The organism is Nostoc sp. UCD121 (assembly GCF_014222285.1).
GTDB lineage: Bacteria > Cyanobacteriota > Cyanobacteriia > Cyanobacteriales > Nostocaceae > Nostoc.
Window position 1 is genome coordinate 1 of record NZ_JACKZS010000311.1, and the last position, 6,154, is coordinate 6,154.

Here is a 6,154-nt window from a genome sequence, read left to right on the forward strand (position 1 = left end):
AAAATCACAATCACTACAATCTTAACTCCAATCAGCCCTCCACTCAGCCCAGAAATCAGCCCAGAAATCAGCCCAAAAATCAGCCCAAAAATCAGCCCTCCACTCAGCCCAGAAATCAGCCCAACAATCAGCCCAGAAATCAGCCCAGAAATCAGCCCAGAAATCAGCCATTTTATAATGGTTTTGTTGAAAAATTTATTAGACCTAATTAAACCTATATTTTCAAGTTTATACTCTATTATCTCACCAAATAATCCATTAAACAGCCCATAAATCAACCCATAAATCAGCCCAGAAATCAGCCCAAAAATCAGCCCAAAAATCAGCCCAGAAATCAGCTCAGAAATCGGATCATAAATCAGCCTAAAAATCAGCCCAGAAATCAGCCCAGAAATCAGCCCAAAAATCAGCATTTGTATAAATCCCCAAACAATCAAATTATAAATAACTTGGGGAATTTTAGCTTTTAACAAACTAGGCTGCATTTCTTCAATTAAGAACTCAGTTTTCGATTCTCGCTGCATTTGCCCTGCTAACCAAATAAGCCACATTCGTGTTTTTCTAGCATTAGGAGTTTTATTCTTCAAATATGCCCTACTGTTGATATTCCGTGTCAACATCCGTCCTATATAGGCATCTAACAAATACTGAATCCGGTCTGCTGTAGAGTTCAAATGCTGCCACTCTTCAACAGATATTTCTTGAGATACTAGAACAGTAATGCTGAGTAGTAATGGAGTTTTCATTAACTCTAGTAAGTCTAAGTCGCTACTGATGGTTGACCACAGTTCTATAGAATTTATAGAGGTTAGATAATCACAAATTTGATTGCTGGTTAAAGGCTGTAAGTAGATAGCACCGTTAAGTTGTAATTGAGTTGAGTAGTTACTGTATTCTTCACTCCGACTACAAACAATTAGATAAAGCGCTCTATTTTCGCCTACTAAAAACTGATTAATTGCTTGAACACAAGATTCTTGGCGTTGTGGTTCAAGTTCATCTAAACCGTCAAGTAATGGCAGTAATTTGTGATTGTCAACCCACTCTTTACCAAGTTTAGTTGAGACACCATATTTAGATTTAAGTTCAGTTACTAGCCAATCAGCTAGAGATTGTCGGTCATCTTTCCACGAGGACAAGTTGAATAAAACAGGAACGGGATAATCAGGCTCTTCTTCCGCACGTTTAATTAATTCTTCAGCCAGTTCTAATTGTGTCGTTGTTTTACCTGACCCTGGCGCACCCAAAATTAACAGTTTCCCTGCTATTCCTTGTGAGTCAAAAACTTCTAAAATTGTAGTGGTATGTGGGAGAGGAACAGCAGGTTTTAAGCCAATTTTTATCTCTGCATCCCAAGGGCGTTTTACCTGTTGCGGTTGTGACTCCTTCCCCAAATTAATTAGCACAGCATTGTGTAGAGATTGCCTTAACCGTCCAGTAACTTCTTCCTTAACTGCGGCTAGTAGTAAACGCTCGTTCTTTGGTCGAGCCGGGTTGCCTACTGGGGGTGTCTGCTGCCCAAGAATTAACTCCTTGATGGTTAGCATCAAGTTGTTATTACCCTGAATTACTGTGTTGCTATCACCTAAAACAGATTGGTTCTCATTACCTTGAACAACTCGGTTTTGATTCCCCTGCACTACATTTTGAGATGTAGGACTATCAGCTTGCTTCAAATTTGCATCAAGCTGTTGTGGTTCTAAGTTCTCAGGCGGCTGACTCATAAATGTGTTCTACAATAACGTTCCCCTTGTAAAAGGGTTATATCTTCCTAATTCCGTTTGAAATCCATTTGTGCGAAGTGGTCTTGCAGCAATTTGTGCATGAAGCGGTAACGACCACCAACACGCTGGAGGAATAATCGCTCGGTGCAGTAGTCGAGGAAACGAGCATAGTTCCAGGGGATGTAGCCGTTGCGGTAGAGAATGAGGCGAAGAGTGAAATGTTGGATACAAGCATCTCCACCAGCAACTAAACCAAAAATCAACCCAAAAATTACCCCTGTAATCAGTCCTTCCATCGGGTTACGAATTACTCCTATAATTAACCCTACAATTATTCCTATAATCAACGATAAAGAAATAGCATTGACCGCAGATTTCCGAATATCTTGGTTTGGAATTATTTTTGTTTCTATTGTTGTATCAGGTTGCCCGAAAAGTAGACCGATGAGCAAAGTAAACATTATTCCTACAATCATTCCATAAATTTGTCCTTGATTGTCTTGTAATATTAAGCATAATATTAATCCTATAACTAAGCCAAAACCTGACCCGACAGCCAAACCTCTAAACAATCTTTTTTTATTTAACTTAGACAAAACTATTGTTTCTATAACAACTCCTTTCTCCGAAGCTAGCGCATAAGTTAACCCTAAAATTATTCCAACAATTAGTCCGATATATCCATTAATAACTAATCCAAATATCGCTCCGCAAACTGAAAAAATTATTAGCCCTAAAATTATTCTATATAATCTTTTTAAACCTATAGTTCTTAACCAAGATTGTTGTATTTCCTCAATTAAAATCTCAGTTTTATATTCTTTTTCCAATTGTTGAGCCAACCAAACGAGCCATAATGTAGTTTGCCGCTTTGTAGGTATTTTCTGATTAATATAAGCTCTACTATTAATTTCTCTTAATAGCATCCGTTGCACATAAGCATCCAACAAGTCTTGAAGATTGAAGGAATCTGAAGAAGATATTTGTGTCCAATTTTCCGCGCTTATGTTATCCCACCTTTCTTCAGTCATGTTTTCCCATGAATTAATAAATGTTTCTTGGTAAGCCAGGACAAAAATACTCAGCAAAATTGTAACTTTAGTTAACTCTAACAAGTTTGGATCTTTGTTAATGAATTGCCACAGATATGCATGGTTAGTATCAATCAAATATTTCCGAATCTGGTTGTCTGTTAGAAGCTGTAAGCAGATAGCTCCATTAAGTTGGAGTCGAGTTTTATAGTTGCCATACTCTTCACTACGACTACAAATAACTAAATACTGACAACGATATTCTGCTTGTAGTAATCGATTAATAGCTTGAACACAAGTTTGCTGGCGAACTGGCTCTAGTTCATCTAAACCATCTAACATGGGCAGCAGTTGGTGATTTTCCAGGTATTTCTTACCAAGCTGTTTTGAGACACCATATTTAGATTTAAGTTCAGCCACTAACCAATCAGCTAGAGATTGTCGATCATCTTTCCAAGAAGATAAGTTAAATAAAACTGGAACAGGATAATCAGGCTGTTCTTCAGAACGTTTGATTAAAGCTTGTGCTAGTTCTAATAGTGTGGTTGTCTTACCTGCTCCTGGCGCACCCAATATTAACAGTTTACCTGCAATTCCTTCTGAATCAAAAACTTGCAAAATTGTTGTGGTGTCTGGGATAGGTTCAGCAGGCTTTAAGCCAATTTTTATCTGAGCATCCCAAGGGCGTTTTACCTGCTGGGGTTGCGACTCTTTATCTAAATTTATCAGCACGGCATTGTGTAGAGAGTCCCTTAACCATCCAGTAACTTCTTCCTTGACTGCGGCTAATAGTATCCGTTCATTCTTTGGTCGAGTCGGGTTGCCTACTGGTGTTGTCTGCTGTCCAAGAATTAACTCCTTGATGGTTAGCATCAAGTTGTTATTACCCTGAACTACTGTGTTGTTGTCACCCAGAACAGCTCGGTTTTGATTCCCCTGAACTACATTTTGAGGTGTGAAACCATCAGCCTGTTGCGTTGAATTTGCATCAGGCTGTTGCGAATCAGAGTTTTCTGGTGGCGGCTGACTCATAAATCAGTTCTACAATCCCAACAGGTGAGAACCAGCAGCAACACCTAACCAAGTTGCAACTTTCACAATAATCGGCTTGGCTATTGTCCAGACTTTCTGACCAGCTTCCACGCCCTTACTTGTTTTTTCAAGTGTTTCTGCCACAGTTCCCAAACGCTCTAATGCTCGTTGCTTATTTGGTTCTTCTTTATCTGTGGCTTTCTTAGCTGCACTCAAGTCTTCAATTACTTCTTCTTTAGTGTTGGCTGGGAGTTCTGCGCCTTGAATTAAAGTTTCTAATTGTGCCAGTAACTTGACAACATCCTCTTTAGTTAGTGATTCTCCGGTATCTGCCCCCACTTGATTTTGTTGCGTTACTTGATTACCATCACCAAGGACAGCCTGATTATTGTCCCCTTGAACTGCTCTGTTGCCATCACCTTGAACGTTGTTGACGTTGCCGCCTACAGAACCACCAACTGAAAATCCACCGGGGTTGTTAGTCATAGTACCTACCTGTTCTACATTTGAATAATAACTAGGGCGTTGTAGCGCCTGATTAACAAAATTTTCTAAACTTTGAATTCTACTATCTTTTTCTGCTAAAAGTAATTTAATTTCTCGCTCCGGCAAGGCTTTTATCTCATTGTAAGTTTCAAAATATTCTGCACTCAGTTCAGACTTATCAGCCGTAGATGCGGTTTTAGCACGAAGTAAAAACTTATCCTGCCCCCGTTTCTCCATTGCCACAATTTCAAGTTCAGCATCAGGGTGATTTTCAGCTAACTGCTTAAACGAGATTGCGATCGCACGTGGGTCAACTCCTTGGCTGTGGTACAAGTCCAGGGTGTCGAAAATTGGTTTGATGAAATCCCCAAACTCTCCGTCTGCAAATACCTCCTGCCTGTTGTCTGGTTTGCGGTGCGGGTCTGGGTTATCTTGAGTAGGCAGGCGCATATAAACGTAATCGCACTGTACCCCATCAAACTTGGTATCAGTAGTAATATTCCAATCTTCAATGAATGCACCTGTGAGAGTTGCACCAGTGAAGTCAGTGCCATCTAGTTGTGTTTGCACTAGCTTTGCTTTGGATAAATCTGCATTGTGCAAGTTGGCTTCACTGAGGTCTGCACCAATAAAACTTGCATCTACCAAATTCGCCCCTTGAAAATTGACTCCTCGCAAGTCTTCACGGTCAAAATTCAAGTCTAGTCCCTGACCTGTGACCAACACTTGACGCACTTGTGCTTTTTGCAAGTAAGTTGTACCAGGGCGCACACGATCCAGTTTTTTAGTTTTTTTGAAACAGGTACGAGTCAGAATAGCTTTTCTAAAGTCTGTACTTTTAAGTATAGCATTGGTAAAATCAGCGTCCGTTAAGTCTGCAACATAAAAACTTGTACTACCTATAGTGGTAATAGCAATAGCAACATTTTTAAATAAGCTGTCTGTTGATTTTTTACTAAAGGCTTGCCAGATAACAAAATTAGATAAAAAGATTATGGCTAATGAAACTACTATTAAAGCTAAAGCAGATGTTATTTGGTAGTGGCGTATCTCACTTACAGAGCCAAAAAAAGAAACTATTCCAGCCCCAACCAAGCCTATAGTTTCGCCTGTCATTTTCGCTACGGTTAGGAGTATTGAAAGCAATATAACCCAAGCAAGAACAATAGATGATATTTGAGCTAAAGTGCCAGTTAATGAATTTGATTTGATTTCAAGTATAATAGCAAGCAAAAATAGGGCAAAATATAAAGTGAAATAAGTTTCTGTTGACCATCCTTTCCAATTGAGCGTTATAAATAAAAGTAGTATTACAACCAAAGCTATCCACCCTGGTATATATATCAATTCGATAATTTCACCACTAGAGACAGTAACTTCACGAAAAATGCCAGAGGAAGCGAAAAGAAATCCTACTACTCCAGATAATGTAATAGAGGCAAATAATAGAGTTATAGTCCAACAGCTTGGCTGACCCGCCTTTACTCCGATAAATTTTACACCACGTAAATTAGCCCCAGTAAAATTTGCGCCTCGAATATCTGCGCCACTAAAATTTGCCCCCTCAAGGTTCTGCCCTTTGAAGTTGCGTCCTCGAAGATTTTGACCGGAGTAGTCCTGGAGCATGGCTGGGTGCTGTATACAAATTCCTTTTTGGATACAGATATACCACGAGTAATTCCGTAATTACAACGCTTTAAAGCGATTCTCTTTTGTTACAGCCAGTTTTTATGCTTCAATACCCGACTTAATACCTTCCCTCTCCTCACCAATACATCATTCATTCACAATCAAGTTATAGTCAATATAACCAAGCATCGCCCCTCTTTTTATCGCCTCATAACTGTTCTTGACGTGCCATTTACTGTACAAATCGCTGGC

Annotated in this window: 3 protein-coding genes; all 3 read right to left on the minus strand. The window is 39.4% G+C overall.

Annotation, left to right across the window (positions count from 1 at the left end; genetic code table 11):
* Positions 1 to 1,724 (minus strand): NACHT domain-containing protein (locus tag GNF10_RS39390; RefSeq protein WP_311774260.1); only part of this gene is annotated, 1,724 nt, incomplete at its 3' end.
* A 47-nt stretch (positions 1,725 to 1,771) separates the two neighbouring features.
* Positions 1,772 to 3,787, minus strand: coding sequence for an NACHT domain-containing protein (locus GNF10_RS34170; protein WP_185607399.1), 2,016 nt, complete (start codon positions 3,785 to 3,787; stop codon positions 1,772 to 1,774).
* Positions 3,788 to 3,796: 9 nt separating this feature from the next.
* A complete protein-coding gene (locus GNF10_RS34175) occupies positions 3,797 to 5,899 on the minus strand; it encodes a pentapeptide repeat-containing protein (RefSeq protein WP_185582108.1) in 2,103 nt (700 codons plus the stop codon).
* Positions 5,900 to 6,154 lie beyond the last annotated feature (255 nt).

Excerpts from the sequence above, each read along its gene's own strand:
- GNF10_RS34170 (WP_185607399.1), bottom strand. The coding sequence starts at position 3,787 with ATGAGTCAGCCGCCACCAGAAAACTCTGATTCGCAACAGCCTGATGCA.
- GNF10_RS34175 (WP_185582108.1), bottom strand. The coding sequence starts at position 5,899 with ATGCTCCAGGACTACTCCGGTCAAAATCTTCGAGGACGCAACTTCAAA.